Source organism: Paenibacillus sp. FSL H3-0286, assembly GCF_045040705.1.
In the GTDB taxonomy this organism is placed as follows: Bacteria; Bacillota; Bacilli; order Paenibacillales; family Paenibacillaceae; genus Paenibacillus_AQ; species Paenibacillus_AQ odorifer.
This window is the reverse complement of record NZ_CP150285.1, coordinates 3,853,125-3,872,192: the sequence shown is the minus strand read 5'-3', so window position 1 is coordinate 3,872,192 and position 19,068 is coordinate 3,853,125. Positions and strand designations below refer to the sequence as shown.

Here is a 19,068-nt window from a genome sequence, read left to right as displayed (position 1 = left end):
TTAAGGGAGTTGTAGATCATGTCAGAACGTTTGAATACAGAAGAATTAAGTATTGGGTATGCAGAGGCTACTATAGTTAAAGGCTTGAACTTGTCTATCCCTACGGGAAAAATCACCGCACTAGTGGGCGCTAACGGCTCCGGTAAATCTACAATCCTCAAAACGATGGCCCGGATTATGAAGCCGAAGAGTGGCACCGTAATGCTGGACGGCAAATCGATCCATAACTTTTCAACTAAAGAGGTTGCTCGTCAGCTAGCGATTCTACCGCAGAACCCAACGGCTCCTGACGGTCTGACGGTATCTGAGCTGGTCAGTTACGGTCGTTTCCCTCATCAAAAGGGATTTGGCACGATGACCGCAGAGGATCGCAACATCATCTCCAACGCCATCTCTGTTACGGGCATGGAATCTTTTCATGATCGCCCTATTGACCGTCTCTCTGGTGGACAACGTCAACGCGCTTGGATCGCTATGGCGTTGGCTCAAGAAACAGATATTTTATTCCTTGACGAGCCTACAACGTTCCTAGATATGGCGCATCAGCTCGAAGTTCTTCAGCTTTTGCAAAAGCTGAATGAGGAAGAAGGCCGTACCATTATCATGGTCGTGCATGATTTGAATCATGCTACTCGTTATGCGCAGCATATGGTAGCGATTAAGTCCGGTACTGTGGTTAGCGAAGGCTCACCTACTGAGGTTATGACACCAGATGTATTGCGGGAAGTGTTTGGAATTGAAGCGGATATCGTTCCGGATCCACGTACGGGTGTGCCACTGTGTCTTCCTTACGAGCTTGCTGCCTATAAAGCTGTGTAATTATCATCTAAAATCATATAACGAACAGGCTCCCGTCATTGACAAGGGAGCCTGTTCGTTGTTACAGTTGTGGTTGCCTACAATTTCATAATAACTCTTTAAAATAGATCAAGGACCATCATTTATACATGGTTAAAGGAGCATGAAAACATGAATATTGACAAAATTCAAGATGGCCTAGAGCAGCTAATGACTGCAGGAAAAGTGAAAAGTCATGAGAATTTAAAAGATCACGTGTACACTAAAATGGGCGGAAAAGCTGATATTTTGGCTGCACCAGCTACTTATGATGAAATTCAAAAGATTGTTACATATGCAGAACAAAATGGGATAACCCTTACGGTACTTGGGAATGGCTCCAATGTGATTATCCGTGATGGAGGGGTACGTGGAATCGTTCTGCAAACGGCAGGACTGACCGAAATGGGAATTCGCGACAATCTCTTATATGCGCAATGTGGTGCCAAAATAATTGATGTTTCCAGATATGCGCTTGATAAGGAGCTTACGGGTCTTGAGTTCGCCTGTGGCATTCCAGGAACAGTTGGTGGAGCGCTCTATATGAACGCAGGTGCTTATGGCGGTGAGATCAAAGATGTCCTGCATAGTGCACTAGCTATAAATAAGAACGGGCAATTGGTAACTCTGCAAGGAGATGAGCTGCAATGGGGATACAGAAAAAGTGTATTCGCAAGCGGTGAGTATATTGTACTTGAGGCCAAATTTGCTATGACTTCCGGTGATGTTTTAACGATCAAGGCAAAAATGGATGAACTAACATATTTACGTGAATCGAAGCAACCGCTTGAGTATCCATCCTGTGGGAGTGTATTTAAGCGGCCTCCAGGCCGTTTTGCAGGACAGTTAATTCAAGAGAGCGGCTTACAGGGTACAAGAATCGGCGGTGCTGAGGTATCCAAGAAGCATGCGGGATTTATTGTGAATGCAGATAATGCAACAGCCAGTGATTACATCGGGCTAATCCACCATGTAAGAGCGACTGTGAAGGATAAATTCGGTGTAGAGCTTGAAACTGAAGTGGAGATCATTGGAGAAGAATAAATGATAAGCAAAAAGAGCCCGCAGATCGCTGTGGGCTCTTTTTGCTTATCATAATCATGTTCGTTTAATCTACTGAAAGGGTGTAATTAGCTCTGTCCGTAGTTATTTCTGCCTTGCGGTCGGCTAAGTCTACGATTTGAAGACCTTCAACAGCTAAATCATAAGTGGATTGTGGCAGGGATACCAGTTCACCATCGGCGTTAAGTGTGCTGCCGAAACCTCTTAATATCAGTGCACTTCCAAGATATTCATCAATTACGTCATCTGCACTCCGGAAATCTACGGACTCTAAATTGAAATGAACTTTATCCAAATCACGAAGTTCTTTCTTTTCAATAGCGATTGTTTCATTTAAATGATTGTTAAGCCAATCCATAAGCTGCTGTATACTTTGTTCCATAAAATGCTCCCACCCTTAGCTCGAAGATTATTATGAATAAGTTACCCTTTTCTTAGGATTTGAATCCTTTTTTTTGCCACATCTTAATTAACTGTATGAATAATTCATGTGATTAAAAAAGAAATTCACGACCAAATTGGCATTGTTTTTGAACTTCATAAACTCTACATACGCAGATCTATCCGCGGTAACCTGGAGTTATTTGCTGATCTATATAAGGTAACAGTAAAGAGTAGAACTTGTCAGGAGCGGGCTACCCATGGTATAGTTCAAGACGCAATATGCTTTAAGAAGAAGTCTGCGCTAAAGTTGTGCAGGAGAGGTTCGCGAACTCCCTCTATAAAAAACTAAGAATATATTAAACAGTACAAGCGGTTGCTGTCCTTTATACGGACGTTGCTTCCGTTTCTTCTTAGTGGAGCCAAGTTTTCGAAATCTCGTTCTTCTTTCCATTACCGGCCAAGGCCGAAGGAAAAGAGAGGGGTTTTTTGTCGTGTCAGAAGGAAGATTGAAAGAGGAAATGCAAGAAGTTACTTTGCTTGGTAATCAGGGAACACAGTACAAGTTTGGTTATGATCCAGACATTCTGGAGGTGTTTGATAACAAACATCCCGGGCGTGATTATTTTGTTAAATTCAACTGCCCTGAGTTCACTAGCTTGTGTCCTGTAACGGGTCAGCCGGATTTTGCCACGCTGTATATTTCGTATATTCCTGAACAAAAAATGGTGGAATCCAAATCATTAAAGCTGTATCTGTTTAGCTTCCGCAACCATGGTGATTTTCATGAGGACTGTGTCAACATTATTATGAATGATCTGATCTCTCTGATGGATCCGCGTTACATTGAGGTATGGGGCAAGTTCACTCCGCGCGGAGGCATTTCAATTGATCCTTATTGCAACTATGGAAGACCGGGTACGAAGTATGAGGCGATGGCGGAACACCGCTTAATCAATCACGACCTCTATCCAGAAAAAGTGGACAACCGCTAAATTCCAACTTGTGATAAGGAGAGATTCATATGAACAAAAAAGCACTCGTCGTATTCAGCGGCGGACAAGATAGCACCACTTGCCTGGTTTGGGCATTGCAGCAGTATGAGGAAGTGCAGGTAGTTACCTTCAACTATAATCAACGTCATGCGGCTGAAATCGAAGTTGCAACAGAGATAGCAGCTAAGTTTAATGTAAAACAGCATATTCTTGATCTGGGGCTGCTCAATCAGCTGGCACCCAATGCACTTACCCGTCAGGATATAGATATCGTGGCTGGTGAAGGAGATGAGCTTCCAAGTACTTTCGTCGATGGACGGAATTTGTTGTTTTTATCTTTTGCCGCAATATTAGCTAAACAACTGGGGTACTCCCATATCGTCACTGGGGTTTGCCAAACGGACTTTAGCGGTTATCCGGACTGCCGTGATGTTTTTGTGAAATCATTGAATGTTACGCTGAACTTATCTATGGACTATGAGTTTGCGATCCACACTCCCCTAATGTGGCTGGATAAAAAAGAAACGTGGAAAATGGCCGATGCACTGGGGTATTTTGATTATGTTCGCGAACACACACTGACCTGTTACAACGGTATTATTGGCAGTGGCTGCGGTACTTGTCCAGCCTGTCTATTGCGTCAGCGTGGTCTTGAGCAATATGAGGCGGAGAGAATGGAGGCCGGTTCTTAATGCTTAACGAGGTTTCAGTCTGCAAAATATTTACGTTCGATGCGGCACACCAGTTAGTGGGACACAAAGGGAAATGCAGCAATCTGCACGGACATACTTATAAGCTCGAAGTAGTGCTTAAGGGCAAACCTATGGCCGCGGAAGGCCACTCGGATGAAGGTTTCGTCATTGATTTCAGCGATATCAAAATGACAGTACAACAAAGCCTTGTAGATCGTTTAGATCACGCTTTTCTTGCTATGGGAAATGAACCTGTGTTAGAAACGTTAACGAATACGGGATCCAAAGTAGCCTTGTTGTCTTTCCGCACCACAGTGGAGAATATGTCTTCATATATTGCCTATAAGCTTAAGCAAGCAGGGTTGCCTTTGTACTCGGTAAAGCTATGGGAGACTCCAACCTCTTGGGCAGAGGTGCTGGCTGAAGATGTTCCGGATGAAGGGCCATCCTACCGTTTGTATGGAGGCTGTGATTGTGAGTAAGATTCCTGTAATTGAAATGTTCGGTCCAACTATTCAAGGCGAAGGTGCGGTAATTGGAGTGAAGACGATGTTTGTCCGTACCTATGGCTGCGATTATCGCTGCGGCTGGTGTGACTCCGCTTTTACTTGGGATGGTACGGCTAAGAATAAGGTTCGCATGATGGAAGCAGAAGAAATCATAAATGAATTATTGGCGTTAGCTGGAGATAATTTCGACTGTGTTACGATTTCAGGCGGTAATCCTGCCTTGATTGGTGAAGGAATGGGTACCTTCATCAACCTGCTTCATGAGCGTGGAATAAAAGCAGCGATAGAAACTCAGGGGAGTAAATGGCAGGATTGGTTCAATGACGTGGATGTGCTGACAATCAGTCCTAAACCTCCAAGCTCAGGAATGACAACGAATTGGGAAATGCTAGATAACATCATGAGTAAGATGGAGAAACTGGGTCGTTCTACACATAGCTTGAAGGTCGTAGTGTTTGATGATAATGATTTTGATTATGCGAAAAACGTTCACCAGCGATATCCGAATGTGCAGCTCTTTCTGCAGCCTGGTAATGATGATGTCACGGAAGAGGGCAACATTTCTGCTCGACTTCTGGGAAGGCTGGAGTGGTTGTTTAATAAAGTAATCGCGGATTCGGGTATGAACAAGGTTCGTGTACTTCCACAGCTGCATGCATTGATCTGGCATAATAAGCGTGGCAAATAAATGTTTGATGAAATCGTCCGGGTATCTGCTTACAGATACTCGGTTTTTATTTTTAACAGTTGTAACTTCTAGTAGGTAGATAGTCTGTCCCAGTTTCTGGTATGATTTTAAAAAAAGCTCTTGGAGGTTATTCATTTGGAACAATCAACAGCATTATTAATTATCGATGTTCAAGAAGCCATGTTCTCCTATGATCTAAAGCTGTACGATGAAGAGGGTGTGATGGACAGGATTGTCTCCCTTCAGCAAAAAGCTCGATTAGCAGGTACTCCTATTGTGTATATTCAACATACCGAAGATGAGGAGTACACAAAAGGTACACCCACTTGGCAGATCAGTCACCGCATCACACCGCAGGAAGGCGAAGTTATCGTTGAGAAGCCTACTTGGGATGCTTTTCACCGAACGGAACTGCAAGATGAACTCCAGAAGCTCGGGATTACGAATCTGGTGATCTGTGGGATGCAAAGTGAATTCTGTCTGGATACGACGATAAGACGCGCATACAGCATGGGATATAAAAGTGTACTGGTCTCAGACGCTCATAGCACCTTTGATAATGGGGTTCTGAGTAGTAGGGAGATCGTTAAGCATCATAATGCGATAATTGGAGGTAGATTCGCCCAGTTACGAGCTGAAAGCGAGGTTCAGTTCTAGATGAATACACCCCAGGCTGCCATGAAGCCTATTCAGCGTTCTCGCCTTAGATTGTTTGCTGGCAAACGATATTTTATTTGGAAAAGATATTTGAAATGGTGCACTGGACGAAGCAAAATAGCGAAGCAGCGTACGGATGAAACTTTAACTTATGCAGCTATGACTCATGCTACCCCGTTATTAAGAAGTCTTCGGAATGTAGATATGGTGCTTCAATACAATAAAATAACTAACTTACGGCTGGCAATTGCGAAGCTGGATGGACTTGTTGTGCAGCCGGGGGAGACTTTTTCCTACTGGAGAAGTATTGGTAAGCCCACTAAGCGAAAAGGGTATCTGGAGGGTATGGTGCTGCATTATGGTGGTTTTCATTCCGGGGTTGGAGGAGGCTTATGCCAGTTGTCTAATCTGATCTATTGGATGGCACTGCATACGCCACTTACCGTTATGGAACGGCATCGTCACAGTTATGATGTATTTCCAGATGAACAACGTACACAACCTTTTGGAAGCGGGGCGACCTGTTCTTATAACTATTTGGATCTTCAATTAAAAAATAACACCGCTCAAACGTATCAACTAAAGCTCTGGCTGGACGATAGCCATTTACACGGGGAGTGGAGATGCAATGAGCAGGCGTTTTATGATTATGAAGTATACGAAAGTGATCATAGGATTAGTCTAGAGCCTTGGGGCGGATATATACGCAGTAACAAGATCAGTCGAAAAGTATATACACGCTCTGGAGATCTAATTGGAGATGAAGCTGTAACTGATAATTACGCACTAATGATGTATTCTCCGCTTCTTCATGGATAAGAGGGTAGGGCTTAGGGATATAACATAGAAAGGCATGAAAATTATATCTCTAGACCATCTCCAAAGGAGCGGATTAACAGCATGAAAGCACTAACCTACCAAGGGAAGAAAAAAGTGAAAGTTAAAGAAGTAGCTGATCCGACGCTTGAGAAAAAAGATGACATCCTTGTTCGGATTACCACTACGGCGATTTGTGGCTCGGATCTGCACATTTATAACGGGGAAATACCAGGTATGCATGATGATTATGTTATTGGTCATGAGCCGATGGGGATAGTTGAGGAAGTGGGACCTGATGTAACTAAAGTCAAAAAAGGTGACCGAGTCATCATCCCCTTTAATGTCGCCTGTGGGCAGTGTTTTTTCTGCAAGCATGAGATGGAGAGCCAATGCGACAATGCTAATGACGCCAAGGACACAGGCGGTTATCTTGGTTATTCCGATACTTATGGGGGCTTTGCAGGCGGACAAGCTGAATTGCTGCGGGTTCCTTATGGTAATTTCGGCCCTTTTGTCGTTCCTGAGGATGCAGAAATGGAAGATGAGAAAATTCTTTTCATATCTGATATTGTGCCTACTGCTTGGTGGGGAGTAGAAAGCGGCGGAGTGAAGCCAGGGGATACAGTCATTGTTCTCGGCTGCGGTCCTGTTGGACTGCTTACTCAGAAGTTTGCCTGGATCAAAGGTGCCTCAAGAGTCATTGCGGTTGATCATATTGGCTATCGTCTGCAGCATGCGAAGCTGACCAATAATGTTGAAGTTTATAATTTCGAAGAGATCAAGGATATTGAAGCTCATTTGAAGGAGATAACACATGGGGGCGCAGATGTAGTTATTGACTGTGTAGGTTTAGATGCCAAAATATCTGCTTTGGAGAAAGTGGAAACCACTCTGAAGCTACAGGGAGGCTCACTCAGTGCATTTAGAATGGCCTCGGATATCGTACGTAAATTCGGAACTATTCAGCTTGTGGGAGTTTATGGGCTTAATTACAATATGTTCCCTTTGGGTCATCTATTTGAACGCAACATTACTTTAAAAATGGGACAAGCGCCGGTGATTCACTATATGCCGTTGCTGTATAAGATGATTAAAGAAAATAAATTTGATCCTACAGATATCATTACGCATCGCCTGCCAATTAGTAAAGCGGAGCATGGCTATGACGTTTTTAGTGAGAAAAAAGAGGATTGCATCAAGGTTGTTCTGAAGCCGTAGCCTTTTAAGAAGCATGAGCTTTCGTCAGAAATGACATTGCTTGTGCTTTTTTTAGTGAAATCTTATGAAAATAGATGCATTTTTTCACGGTCTGCGTTAAATTAACATAAGTGACTTAAGATATTGAAAGGACGCGTAACATGTGAAACTTAAAAAACCGCCACTTCCGATTCCACTATTAATGTTGATAGGGATTGTGGCCATCTCCTTTTCCGCCATTTTTATTAAATGGTCTGATGCACCTGCATCTATACAAGGCATGTACAGATTATTATTTACCTCACTGCTGATGCTACCTTTTGCAAGACCCTATAGTGGAGCTGCTTTTGCTCTTCGTAAAAAAGACTGGCTAATGCTCATCCTCTCAGGCGCAATGCTTGCGCTGCACTTTTTGCTATGGATGGGATCATTGAAGTATACTTCGGTAGCTAGTTCAACAATGATCATGGCGCTGGAGCCTGTATTTATTATGCTGGGTGTTTATTTTTTGTATAAGGAAAAGACAGCTCTGTCCGCTATTCTAGGGCTTGGCATTGCGATTGGCGGTGTCGTGTTTATCGGCTGGGGTGATATCGGCATCTCTGCGGATAATCTAAAAGGTGATCTATTATCGGTCGGAGGCACTGTCGCGGTAGCTGTACATATGCTGATCGGTCAAAAGCTAGTGGTGCGCATGCCCTCTTACTTATATAGCTTGATTGTCTTCTTATCAGCCGCTGGCGTGTTTGCCGTATACAATCTGTTCATGGGGATTTCCTTTTTTAATTATCCGGCCAAGGAATGGGGAATCTTTGTATTGTTAGCAGTGGTGCCAACGGTGTTTGGCCATATTTTGTTTAATTGGTTACTACAATATGTATCCGCGACTACGGTTTCAATGAACATTTTAGGAGAACCAGTGGGTGCCAGTATCTTAGCGTATTTACTCTTGGGTGAGCAGCTAACAACCTTACAATGGGCAGGTGGGCTGCTCGTTATGATTGGCCTCGCAGTATATTTGTACGCGGGAAGAAGGAAAACTATCCGGATGGCTGATGCCATTCAGAATGCTTCATAACAGATATTTTACACATAAAGGGGTAGCAATGGATGGAAGAGCAGAATCAATATTCAAATAATCAGGCAGAAAAAAACGCTGTGCCAACAAGCGAAGAGCTTTGGAACGAAGATACTTATACCGCTTGGGTAACTCGGTTTGGTACACCGTCAGAAGCAGCTGCAAAATTAATAAAGGAACCAAGTGCAAAGCTTCACCCGCTCCTTTCTTTTTTTGGAGAGGTGAAGAGTAAGAAAATGATGAATTTAATGGGCTCAAACGGGATGAAGGCCGTGGCACTCTCATTACTAGGTGCGGAAGTAACGGTTGCTGACTTCTCGGAAGCCAATGCGCGATATGCGGCTGATCTTGCCCAAGAAGCAGGGGTACCACTAACCTATATCGTCTCAGATATTCTTAAGCTGCCAGAAGACGTCCTTGATGGTTCATATGACATCGTCTTTGCAGAGTTAGGAATTGTTCATTACTTTACCAACCTTACACTATTCATGGAAACGGCTCGCCGATTGCTATCTCCTGGAGGCGTATTTGTACTCCGCGATTTTCATCCGGTAACGACCAAGCTTATTTCCTCGAAGGGATCTACTGCGAAGGTACGCAAACACAAAGTAAACGGAGATTATTTTGACTCTTCATTGGAAGAGAAGAAGGTATCCTATTCCAAGTATTTGCCTTCCACAGGTAAACCAGCAGGTGAACAAGAGCATAGTGTTGTGTATTGGCGCCGCTGGACACTCGGAGAAATTGTAACCGCAGCAGCTAATAGCGGACTAGTGATCCGCCAATTAGTAGAAGAACCTAATCTATCTTCCGACGTGTATGATAAGGGAATTCCTAAGACCTTCACATTGGTGGCTGGAAATGGCGCAAGCCTTTAGGAGGGTTCGCTGACATGTGATTTTTAGGGTATAACATTTGTGCTGAACTGAGGTGCTCTCGGTTCAGCTTTTTTTGTATGTAAAACATAAAATTTTAAACTTTTTTACGGAGATTATTCCATTACAATGGCAACTTATAGGGAATACAATGATTTTACATTCCGGATTGAAAGCGATTACTTTAAGGGTTAAGGCATTCTCAAAGAATTTGAGGTGGATATCAAAATGAACGAAGTGTTGCTTCGTATGGAGGGAATCAACAAGTTTTTCCCAGGTGTTCATGCTTTGAATGAATGTCAATTTGAGCTGAAGCGTGGGGAAGTTCATGCGTTAGTAGGAGAAAATGGCGCTGGCAAGTCTACCCTTATGAAGATTGCGACAGGTGTCTATTCCAAGGATGCTGGTCAAATGTGGTACAAGGGAAATGAAGTGGAGATTGTTAATACCCGTGAAGCACAGGAGCTTGGAATTAGTATCATCCATCAGGAATTGAATTTAATGCCTCATCTTACAGTCGCCCAGAACATTTACATTGGACGAGAGCCGCGAAAAGGTCTGAAATGGTTCGTTGATGATGTGGAGATGAACCGAAAAGTTCAGGTACTGTTTGATCAAATGAATCTGAAGCTGGATCCCAGAGTTTTGGTATCAGACCTGACCGTTGCTAATCAGCAAATGGTTGAAATCGCTAAAGCCTTGTCTTTCCAAGCCGAGGTATTGATCATGGATGAACCAACCGCCGCGTTAACAGATACAGAAATTAACGAGTTATTTCGAATGATTGAGCAGCTACGAGATAAAGGTGTGGGAATTATTTATATCTCTCACCGCATGGATGAATTGAAGCGAATTACAGACCGCATTACAGTTATGCGTGATGGTTGTTATGTAGATACCGTTCGTACCGATTCAATAACGATTGATCAGATCATCAGCATGATGGTTGGACGTGAATTATATCAAACGTCGAAACCAACGATTGCGAAACAGACTCAGCAAGTTGTCTTAGAAGTTCGGAAGCTTTCTAGAGGGCATGCGTTCAAGGATATTAGCTTTCATCTGTATAAAGGTGAGATTTTGGGCTTCGCTGGTTTAATGGGAGCTGGACGTACCGAGGTTGTACGTGCCGTATTTGGTGCCGATCCCATCGATGAGGGTGAAATTATGCTCCATGGAAAATCGGTTCGGATACGTCAGCCACATCAAGCGGTACAGCATGGTATTGGGTATTTGTCCGAAGACCGCAAACGTTTCGGATTGCTTGTGGATATGGATATCAGCATGAATAATGCGATTGCCTCCTTTTATAAATTCCGTAATTCATTTGGCTGGATGAAGGAGCGGGAGATGCGAAGCTCAGCGGAGCAGCATGTTGAAGCGCTAGCCACCAAAACTCCAAGTGTAGGTCAAAAGGTTAAGTTTCTGTCCGGAGGTAATCAACAGAAAGTGGTCATCGGCAAGTGGTTGACTAGAGACTGTGATGTACTCATCTTCGATGAGCCCACACGAGGTATTGATGTAGGCGCGAAAAGTGAAATTTATAAGCTGCTGGATCAGCTTGCGAGCGAAGGGAAGGCGATCATTATCATTTCTTCAGATCTTCCTGAGATTCTAAGAATGAGCCACCGGATTATCATTATGTGTGAAGGGCGTATAACAGGAGAACTCCCCGCAGAAGAAGCATCGCAGGAGGCGATTATGAAATATGCGACGAAACGTTCATAACTGTTCAAGAGTTAACCGGAGGTGTCAGGACTATGAAGATCGCGGATAAAGAGATTAGTCAGCCAGCGGGTATGAAGCAATCGGGAGGGCAATCCGGATTCAAACAAAAAATATTGGCATTTGCCAGTCTGATCATATTGGTCATCGTATTTTCTTTATCCTCCAGCAACTTTTTTCAATTCTCAAATCTTGTCGGAATTCTAGTTTCTACAGCTGTAATCGGAGTATTAGCGCTTGGAGCTACCTTTGTTATTATTACGGGCGGCATCGACCTTGCTCTCGGTACTGTAATGACATTCTCATCTGTTATGGTTGGAGTCATTATTACATTCTGGGGTCTGCCCGTCCCGGTAGGCATTGTAGGTGGGATTCTGGCTGGAGCACTGTGTGGCTTTGTCAGCGGTTTGATGGTGGCGAAGATGAACATTCCACCCTTCATCGCCACTCTGGCGATTATGATGGTCACCAAAGGCTTGTCGCTTGTCATCACCGGTGCCAAACCTATATATTTCAACGATGATCCGATCTTCGCCAAGATCGCCATGGGTAAAATGATCCCCGGTATACCCAACACCATCGTTATCTTCTTATTACTCGGTATGATCGCAAGCATAATCTTGTCTAAGACGATTATTGGGCGTTACAACTTCGCGCTTGGCAGTAATGAAGAAGCTACTCGCTTATCAGGTGTGAACACAGTCAAATGGAAGATTATTATCTATTCCATTACAGGGATTTTTAGTGGAATCGCAGGTATCCTGATGGCATCACGTCTGAATTCAGCACAGCCATCACTGGGCACCGGTTATGAACTAGAGGCTATTGCGGCAGTGGTCATTGGCGGAACTTCCTTAAGTGGAGGTGTAGGTTCTATTCTAGGCACGATTATTGGCGCACTGATTATGAGTGTGCTGACGAATGGCTTACAGATTATGTCCGTGGCTCAGGAATGGCGGACGGTCATTGTCGGTGTTGTAATCATCATTGCGGTTTACGCTGATATTCTACGCCGCCGTAAGCAATAAACTTGGTATGATCTCCATCCGGAGTGATATACAAAGCAAATGACGAGGGGGAAGATTCAAATGAAACTGCGTCGTAGAGGGTTTATTATGCTTGCCAGTCTATTGTTAGTCACTACTTTGCTGAGTGCATGTAACAACAATGATAGTAACAAAAGTGCATCCGGTTCAGACAAACCATACATTCCAGTCATATCAAAAGGGTTCCAGCATCAATTCTGGCAAGCGGTAAAGCAAGGAGCGGAGAAAGCTGCTAAGGAGTTTGATGTTGAGATTACCTTCGAAGGTCCAGAAAATGAGAGTCAGGTGGATAAACAAATTGAGATGCTGCAAACCGCTCTCGATAAGAAGCCAGCTGCAATTGCGCTTGCTGCACTGGACAGCAAAGCTGCGATTCCTTATCTAGAAAAGGCAAAGGAAAATAAGATTCCGGTCATCGGCTTTGACTCTGGTGTAGACAGTGATATCCCTGTAGCAACAGCAGCGACTAACAATAAAGCAGCAGCTGCTTTGGCCGCAGATAAAATGGCTGAACTGATTGGCAAGAAAGGTAAAGTGGGCCTTGTCATACATGACCAAACGAGCAGCACAGGGCAACAGCGTCGCGATGGCTTCTTGGAACAAATGAAAGCAAAATATCCGGATATTCAAGTGTTAGAGCCGCAATATGGAGGTGGAGATCAGTTAAAGTCCACAGACCTTGCGAAAGCGATGATGCAGGCAAATCCGGATCTGAAAGGAATCTATGGCTCTAATGAAGGCTCTGCTGTAGGTGTGGCTAATGCAGTTAATGAATTGCAAATGAATGGTAAGATCGTAGTCGTCGGCTTTGATTCTGGCAAGCAGTTGATGGATGCTATCCGCAGTGGTGTTGTGGCTGGTGCTGTTACACAAGACCCCATTGGTATTGGCTATCAAGCTGTGAAGGCAGCTGTGCAAGCGATTAAAGGGGAAGCGGTTGAAAAGAACATCGACACGGGGTTCCACTGGTATGATAAAAACAATATGGATTCCGATGAGATCAAACCTCTACTATACGAATAGAGTTTAATAATTGAGGTTGCCTCACGTAGGCGGCCTCTATTATGCTTATGCTGATAAGTTCAAAGTTGTGGAGGTGTTGGATGTATAAAATAATTCTGGTTGATGATGAAGATGAGGTTCGTGAAGGGATCAAACAGAAGATTACATGGAGTAAATATGGGTTTGAGCTGGTTGGTGATTTCGATAATGGCAGAGATGCACTGGAAGCAATCGAGCAGCATCGGCCTGACGTAATTATTACTGATATTTGTATGCCTTTTATGGATGGACTGGGATTGGCCAGAGCTGTGATGGATAGGTACCGGGATATGAAGGTCATTATCGTCACTGGATATGAAGACTTCGAATATGCGAAGCAGGCCATAACACTGAAGGTGACTGAGTACTTATTAAAACCGATTAATGCACGTGAGTTTGCTGAATTTCTAAGTAAGATGAAGCAGGAATTAGATGAAGAGCATCTACAAAAAGCGAATTTAGTTAAGCTTCGTATGCAACTTAGTCAGAGTCTTCCATTGCTGCGGGAACGATTTTTGGAGCAGCTGGTAACTACTCGAATGAAAAGCGAAGAAATCGAGAAAAAATTGAGTTATTTTCATATTCCGTTGCAGGGTCAAGTGTACCTTGCGCTCGTTATAGATATAGAACTGGAGAAACGAAGCCAGGACCTAGCTTTTGATGCAGAGCTACTGCGTTTCGGCGCCTTTAACATTGTTCAAGAGCAGCTGGAGAAAGAGCAAGAGGGAGTGGTATTCCAGACGAGAGATGGAAAAATCGCTGCGATAAGATCCGGCAATTCGGAGACGTTAGAAGTAGCAACGCAGCTTCTTGCAGAGCAAGTCCAGAGTAGCTTAAATAAATATTTGAAGCTGTCATCCACCATAGGCATCGGTAGAAAATATAATACTTTGCAACAAATTCCACTATCCTTCCAAGAAGCGGTCTCCTCCATAGAATATCGTTACCTTTTAGGCATAGATAAAGTTATCTCCATACAGGATCTTGAGTTTGGCAAGGGATTGGATCAGGCGCATTTCACCTCATGGGAAAAGCAATTTATATCCGCTTTAAAGACAGGTAAAGCTTCTGCTGTATCGGAAATTCTGTTGAAGTGGTTTCAGGAGCTTAAAAGTAATACCTCCTCTATAGAAGGCTGCCGTAGCAGCATCTATCAGCTGCTGGTTTCTTTGATGAACTATGTGGTCGACATCGGCTTCCCAAATACAGTAGTTGTTTCGCATAATATGTTTGCAGAGGTTGCTGCGCTTAAGACTTTAGATGAAGCAAGGAATTATCTGGAGAGGACTTGCCATGCGCTGATACTTAAACTATCGGAACAGAGAACAACGGTTCGGACTTCTCAGATGCAAGCCGCAGAAGCTTATATTCGCGAGAATTATTGTAATGACAGCTTTTCACTCAATGAGCTGTGTAGCCATATTTTTATGAGCATCAGTTATTTCAGTGCAACTTTTAAACAGCACACCGGTGAAACATTTATAGAGTATCTGACTCGACTCCGTTTGGAAAAAGCAAAAGAACTCCTTACGGTCACACAGTTGAAGACATATGATATCGCTGCCAGAGTTGGTTATGCTGATCCACAGTATTTTAGTGTTATTTTTAAACGTAATGTAGGAAGCACACCGAAGGAATATCGACACCGGCAGAAGGAGAATCTCTCTCTATGAGATCACAGCGCTTTTTCCGCAGCCGAAGTATTCATACTAATATTGCTGTCTCCTTTTCACTTCTTATCCTCTGCACAACTATTGTCCTGAGTTATACTTCCTATCGCCTGTCCTCAGCCGCGGTCAAGGGCAATTCTGTAGCCTATACTTCACAGTTAATAGAACAAGTAAAACTGAATATCGAGAATTACATTGGCAATATGGAGAGCATAGCCGCTCTGGTGTTAACTAGCAGTGATCTAGAGAAGTATATAAAAGGCTCGAATTTAGATAAAGAAGAGGCACTTAAGAATAAACTGCTTGCCAGTCATTATCTCCGGTCAGTGGTTCAATCCCGCTCGGATATTTCCTCTATATTATATGCAGGCTCAGATGGCATGACCGTTTCGGATCGACAGCATGCTGTTTTGAAACCGCTTCCTGAACTAATAGCTCAAGATTGGTATCAAAAAGCTATGAATCAATTAGACGTTGCAGTTTCTTCCTCTCATGTGCAGCACATCTTTCAAGATGAATACCGGTGGGTAGTCTCGATCAGCCGAAAACTCTCGAATGCGAATGCTATGACGGAAGCGGATCAACAAGGTGTACTGCTCGTAGATCTCAATTACAGTGTAATTAATAATCTATGTAAACAAATCGAACTGGGAAAACGAGGTTATGTTTTTATCGTCGATCCCGCAGGTAGCCTTGTCTATCATCCACAACAGCAGTTGATCTACTCCCAGCTCAAGTTCGAACAATTAGAGACGGTCCTTGGGATCAAGAGTGGATCTGTTACGGTTAACACGGGGAATGATCAGAAACTGTACACTGTGGACACTACCAGCTTTGGCTGGAAAATAGTTGGAGTCACTTATCCGGATGATTTGGTCGCGAACAAGCAACGTATGCAAGGAACCGCCGCCTTATGGGGAGCAATTAGTTTGATTTTTGCTATGGCTATATCGATATTTCTCTCTTACGCACTGACCAAACCCCTGAAGAATTTGGAGCTGAATATGAAAAAAGCGGAACGTGGAGAGTTCGACATACGCGTGGAGATTGAGAGCACGAATGAAATCGGCAAGCTTGCTCGTACGTTTAATCTCATGATGATGAAGATTAAAGAGTTAATGGGACAGATCGTTCTGGAGCAAGAGATGAAACGTGTGAGTGAACTGAAGGCACTGCAAGCGCAGATTAAACCTCACTTTTTGTACAATACACTTGATTCGATTATTTGGATGGCAGAGACAGGAAAGATGGAGGAAGTGGTTGAGATGACTTCATCTCTATCCAAGCTGCTTCGTTCAACAATTGGTGAGGGTGAGGAATTGATTCCGCTGGCCAAAGAATTAGAGCATATTCGGCACTATTTAACGATTCAGAACATGCGTTATCGTAATAAATTCACTTATTCCATAGAGGTACAAGAAGATATCCTAACCTGCAGCATTTTAAAAATGGTACTTCAGCCTTTGGTTGAAAATGCGATCTATCACGGCATAAAACATAATCCTGAGCAAGGGCACATTCTGATCCGAGCAAGACAAGAACAGAACGATATTATCGTACAGGTCATTGATGACGGTATTGGGATGGATGAAGAGCAGATGGGTAAGGTACTGCTGCAAAAATCAGATTTCAAGACTGGCAGCGGTGTAGGTGTCGCGAATGTGAACCATCGTGTCCAGCTGTATTTCGGTGTGAAATACGGTTTGTCTTTTGCAAGCGAGATGGAGGAAGGAACGACGGCCACTTTACGAATACCTGTGATTTATGAGGAGGAGAGTCAATGAGCGCTTTACGGTCAAAAATTGGCCTGTATACTCTGCTACTGCTCTTCATTGTTACTTTGGGTTCATTAGCCTATCGTATGTTTACAAATGAGCTTGACGCAAAGGTTAGGACCATTATTTATGTGCCCAAGACTATCGATAGCAGTATTGAATTCTGGGAAGTGATGAAACAAGGTGTGGCAACTGCGGCTAAGGAGTTCGGCGCAGAGGTTCGCACGATTGGAACGGATACAGAGCTTGATGTAGATCAACAGATAGAACTGCTGGAGCAAGCAATTAAGGAAAAGCCTGACGCCATTATTTTATCTGCTACGGATTATTATCGCCTCATTCCAATCGCGGAAAAGATCAAATCAGCTGGCATTACGCTTATTACTGTAGATTCGGGCTTAAGCGGTGGTGTATCAGAGAGCTTTATTGCTACAGACAATTATGAAGCAGGACGTAAGGCAGGACAGGAGTTAAGAAAATATATCGATCCAGAGGATAAAGTCGCTATCGTTAACTTTGTACAAGGCTCTGCCACCGCAATTGAGAGGGAAAGAGGGGCTCGTGATGCCCTTTTAGAGAATGGAGTTCATGATGTGCAGCCTACATTATACAGTGATGGTTCCGTGCGAAAAGCGTACCAGTTAACTGTTGGTTTACTAAAGGACGAGCCAAATCTAAAGGGGATAATAGGTCTTAATGAACCTTCTACACTAGGTGCTGGGCAGGCGATTATGGATATGGGATTTCAGGACAAAGTGAAATTATTTGGGTTCGACAATTCTAGCAATGAGGTGAAGCTCCTCGAAAAAGGGATCTTGCTTGGCACGGTAATGCAGAAGCCTTTTAATATGGGGTACTTAGCTGTGAAGACGGCGATTGAAGCTGTTGAGGGTGAGAAAGTGGAACGGATAATAGATACAGGCTCCGTGATCATCACGAAGGAGAATATGTATTTAAGTGAAAATGAGAAATTAATGTTTCCTTTTATAGAATAAATGAACAAGGAAGCTTCTAAAACCGTTTGCGGCTTTAGAAGCTTCCTTGTTTTTTTAAAGATCAAGAGTCGTTACTATATCAACAAAGGATTGCTGCAACGGTGTTAAAATATGATCTTTACGCCAGCCGAGCACAAACCCGCCGCTTTCAGGCAGAATCCCTGGCAGGTTAGCATAGCTAAGCTTGCCTAGCTCAATCTCAGCTTTAACCGCCGCTTTAGAACAAATACCAACACAATCACTCCCGCTAACTAACTGCTTAATCACTTCTGGAGAATTCAACTCGGATCGGTTCCATAAACGGATTTGATTGAATTGTGCCCATTGATCGGCATACCCTCGTAAACAAGATCCTTGCTCATGCTGAATCCACGGCTCATTGGCAATTAGTTCAGGTGTTAATTTCTCTAGGCCTTCAAATGGATGACCAGTTGCAAAAATTAGGACAGGTTCATCACGGACAATAAGCTGAAAATCAAAAGATTCGTCCTGCCAATCCGCAGTATGTAAAATGGCCATCTGAATATCCCGACTACGGAGACGCTCACGTAACAAAGCATCGCTTTGAACAGTCAAAGAGTTGTTAATCCCCGGATAGAGTTTCATGAATTGGATTAACACATTAGGTAAAATATAAGTTGCAGGAATAAAACTGGCTTCCAGCTCTAATATTCCTTTTGAGGGGGAAGAAAATTGTTTAACTGTGCGTTCAGCTTCTGCTGTGAGAGAGACGATTTTGAGGGCGTATTGATAAAGGGCTCGTCCAGCATCCGTAAGCAGTACTCTTCCGCTTCGGTAAAGAAATAGAGGGGTTCCGAGCTCAGCCTCCAGATTCTTCATATGAAAAGATACAGTAGGTTGTTTAAGGCCTAATTCTGCGGCTACATCGGTTACTTTTTTATATTTTTCAATTAGAACTACGATGTTCAATTTCATAATATTCATGACTTTCCTCCACATAATGCTAAGTTGGATTATAAATTATATCTCCATTATAGATTATATCTATACAGATATACACTTTAT

At 43.3% G+C, this 19,068-nt stretch carries 19 protein-coding genes and 1 riboswitch; of the genes, 17 read left to right on the top strand and 2 right to left on the bottom strand.

The annotated features are described in order from the left end of the window. Positions 1-18: 18 nt before the first annotated feature. Together MHB37_RS17380 and murB are read left to right on the top strand one after the other, a co-directional pair. Complete coding sequence (locus MHB37_RS17380; RefSeq protein ID WP_036687549.1) at positions 19-819, top strand: ABC transporter ATP-binding protein; 801 nt, start codon at positions 19-21, stop codon at positions 817-819. A gap of 150 nt (positions 820-969) precedes the next feature. Further along, positions 970-1,881 carry a UDP-N-acetylmuramate dehydrogenase gene (gene murB, locus MHB37_RS17375; protein ID WP_405168297.1) on the top strand — a complete coding sequence of 304 codons (912 nt, stop codon included), beginning with the start codon at positions 970-972 and terminating at the stop codon, positions 1,879-1,881. 64 nt (positions 1,882-1,945) lie between these two features. On the opposite strand, the gene MHB37_RS17370 is transcribed toward murB, so the two are convergent. Next, the gene (locus MHB37_RS17370) at positions 1,946-2,281 is read right to left on the bottom strand and encodes a hypothetical protein (protein WP_036687547.1); all 336 of its coding nucleotides are present in this window, start codon (positions 2,279-2,281) and stop codon (positions 1,946-1,948) included. A 313-nt stretch (positions 2,282-2,594) separates the two neighbouring features. Beyond that, a riboswitch (PreQ1 riboswitch) is annotated at positions 2,595-2,638 on the top strand. A gap of 163 nt (positions 2,639-2,801) precedes the next feature. Here MHB37_RS17370 and queF point away from each other — a divergent pair. From queF to MHB37_RS17295, 15 genes are all read left to right on the top strand, one after another. After that, positions 2,802-3,275, top strand: coding sequence for a preQ(1) synthase (gene queF, locus MHB37_RS17365; RefSeq protein ID WP_036687775.1), 474 nt, complete (start codon positions 2,802-2,804; stop codon positions 3,273-3,275). Positions 3,276-3,304: 29 nt separating this feature from the next. Then, positions 3,305-3,967 (top strand): 7-cyano-7-deazaguanine synthase QueC, encoded by a 663-nt coding sequence (queC, locus tag MHB37_RS17360; RefSeq protein WP_280753137.1) that lies wholly within the window; start codon positions 3,305-3,307, stop codon positions 3,965-3,967. After that, the gene (locus MHB37_RS17355; protein ID WP_036687544.1) at positions 3,967-4,449 is read left to right on the top strand and encodes a 6-carboxytetrahydropterin synthase; all 483 of its coding nucleotides are present in this window, start codon (positions 3,967-3,969) and stop codon (positions 4,447-4,449) included. Before queC ends, MHB37_RS17355 begins: the two co-directional genes overlap by 1 nt. Further along, on the top strand, positions 4,442-5,164 hold the full coding sequence (queE, locus tag MHB37_RS17350) for a 7-carboxy-7-deazaguanine synthase QueE (RefSeq protein ID WP_339187202.1): 723 nt from the start codon (positions 4,442-4,444) through the stop codon (positions 5,162-5,164). Before MHB37_RS17355 ends, queE begins: the two co-directional genes overlap by 8 nt. A 135-nt stretch (positions 5,165-5,299) precedes the next feature. Then, the gene (locus MHB37_RS17345) at positions 5,300-5,821 is read left to right on the top strand and encodes a cysteine hydrolase family protein (protein WP_076190233.1); all 522 of its coding nucleotides are present in this window, start codon (positions 5,300-5,302) and stop codon (positions 5,819-5,821) included. After that, positions 5,822-6,640, top strand: coding sequence for a VanW family protein (locus tag MHB37_RS17340; protein WP_076184375.1), 819 nt, complete (start codon positions 5,822-5,824; stop codon positions 6,638-6,640). It begins immediately after the preceding gene. Positions 6,641-6,721: 81 nt separating this feature from the next. After that, positions 6,722-7,858, top strand: coding sequence for a zinc-dependent alcohol dehydrogenase (locus MHB37_RS17335; RefSeq protein ID WP_339168032.1), 1,137 nt, complete (start codon positions 6,722-6,724; stop codon positions 7,856-7,858). Between the two features lie 142 nt (positions 7,859-8,000). Then, positions 8,001-8,915 carry a DMT family transporter gene (locus tag MHB37_RS17330; RefSeq protein WP_175618917.1) on the top strand — a complete coding sequence of 305 codons (915 nt, stop codon included), beginning with the start codon at positions 8,001-8,003 and terminating at the stop codon, positions 8,913-8,915. A 32-nt stretch (positions 8,916-8,947) separates the two neighbouring features. Then, positions 8,948-9,793 carry a class I SAM-dependent methyltransferase gene (locus tag MHB37_RS17325; RefSeq protein WP_076217755.1) on the top strand — a complete coding sequence of 282 codons (846 nt, stop codon included), beginning with the start codon at positions 8,948-8,950 and terminating at the stop codon, positions 9,791-9,793. Between the two features lie 225 nt (positions 9,794-10,018). Beyond that, on the top strand, positions 10,019-11,518 hold the full coding sequence (locus MHB37_RS17320) for a sugar ABC transporter ATP-binding protein (protein WP_340396692.1): 1,500 nt from the start codon (positions 10,019-10,021) through the stop codon (positions 11,516-11,518). 32 nt (positions 11,519-11,550) lie between these two features. Further along, on the top strand, positions 11,551-12,543 hold the full coding sequence (locus MHB37_RS17315) for an ABC transporter permease (protein WP_076279361.1): 993 nt from the start codon (positions 11,551-11,553) through the stop codon (positions 12,541-12,543). Positions 12,544-12,603: 60 nt separating this feature from the next. Further along, positions 12,604-13,584 carry an ABC transporter substrate-binding protein gene (locus tag MHB37_RS17310; protein WP_076138730.1) on the top strand — a complete coding sequence of 327 codons (981 nt, stop codon included), beginning with the start codon at positions 12,604-12,606 and terminating at the stop codon, positions 13,582-13,584. 80 nt (positions 13,585-13,664) lie between these two features. Beyond that, entirely contained in the window at positions 13,665-15,275 is a 1,611-nt protein-coding gene (locus MHB37_RS17305) for a response regulator (RefSeq protein ID WP_405168296.1), read from the top strand. Next, positions 15,272-17,056, top strand: coding sequence for a sensor histidine kinase (locus tag MHB37_RS17300; RefSeq protein WP_405168295.1), 1,785 nt, complete (start codon positions 15,272-15,274; stop codon positions 17,054-17,056). Before MHB37_RS17305 ends, MHB37_RS17300 begins: the two co-directional genes overlap by 4 nt. Next, positions 17,053-18,042 carry a substrate-binding domain-containing protein gene (locus MHB37_RS17295; protein ID WP_339281065.1) on the top strand — a complete coding sequence of 330 codons (990 nt, stop codon included), beginning with the start codon at positions 17,053-17,055 and terminating at the stop codon, positions 18,040-18,042. The genes MHB37_RS17300 and MHB37_RS17295 overlap by 4 nt, the downstream gene beginning before the upstream one ends. A 54-nt stretch (positions 18,043-18,096) precedes the next feature. On the opposite strand, the gene MHB37_RS17290 is transcribed toward MHB37_RS17295, so the two are convergent. Beyond that, positions 18,097-18,987, bottom strand: coding sequence for a LysR family transcriptional regulator (locus tag MHB37_RS17290; RefSeq protein ID WP_076306014.1), 891 nt, complete (start codon positions 18,985-18,987; stop codon positions 18,097-18,099). Positions 18,988-19,068: the final 81 nt, after the last annotated feature.

Coding starts and splice junctions, on each gene's coding strand:
- MHB37_RS17370 (WP_036687547.1), bottom strand. CDS start 2,281: ATGGAACAAAGTATACAGCAGCTTATGGATTGGCTTAACAATCATTTA.
- MHB37_RS17290 (WP_076306014.1), bottom strand. CDS start 18,987: ATGAATATTATGAAATTGAACATCGTAGTTCTAATTGAAAAATATAAA.
- queF (WP_036687775.1), top strand. CDS start 2,802: ATGCAAGAAGTTACTTTGCTTGGTAATCAGGGAACACAGTACAAGTTT.
- MHB37_RS17295 (WP_339281065.1), top strand. CDS start 17,053: ATGAGCGCTTTACGGTCAAAAATTGGCCTGTATACTCTGCTACTGCTC.
- MHB37_RS17300 (WP_405168295.1), top strand. CDS start 15,272: ATGAGATCACAGCGCTTTTTCCGCAGCCGAAGTATTCATACTAATATT.
- murB (WP_405168297.1), top strand. CDS start 970: ATGAATATTGACAAAATTCAAGATGGCCTAGAGCAGCTAATGACTGCA.
- MHB37_RS17305 (WP_405168296.1), top strand. CDS start 13,665: ATGTATAAAATAATTCTGGTTGATGATGAAGATGAGGTTCGTGAAGGG.
- MHB37_RS17310 (WP_076138730.1), top strand. CDS start 12,604: ATGAAACTGCGTCGTAGAGGGTTTATTATGCTTGCCAGTCTATTGTTA.
- MHB37_RS17380 (WP_036687549.1), top strand. CDS start 19: ATGTCAGAACGTTTGAATACAGAAGAATTAAGTATTGGGTATGCAGAG.
- MHB37_RS17340 (WP_076184375.1), top strand. CDS start 5,822: ATGAATACACCCCAGGCTGCCATGAAGCCTATTCAGCGTTCTCGCCTT.
- MHB37_RS17320 (WP_340396692.1), top strand. CDS start 10,019: ATGAACGAAGTGTTGCTTCGTATGGAGGGAATCAACAAGTTTTTCCCA.
- queC (WP_280753137.1), top strand. CDS start 3,305: ATGAACAAAAAAGCACTCGTCGTATTCAGCGGCGGACAAGATAGCACC.
- MHB37_RS17335 (WP_339168032.1), top strand. CDS start 6,722: ATGAAAGCACTAACCTACCAAGGGAAGAAAAAAGTGAAAGTTAAAGAA.
- MHB37_RS17355 (WP_036687544.1), top strand. CDS start 3,967: ATGCTTAACGAGGTTTCAGTCTGCAAAATATTTACGTTCGATGCGGCA.
- MHB37_RS17315 (WP_076279361.1), top strand. CDS start 11,551: ATGAAGATCGCGGATAAAGAGATTAGTCAGCCAGCGGGTATGAAGCAA.
- MHB37_RS17325 (WP_076217755.1), top strand. CDS start 8,948: ATGGAAGAGCAGAATCAATATTCAAATAATCAGGCAGAAAAAAACGCT.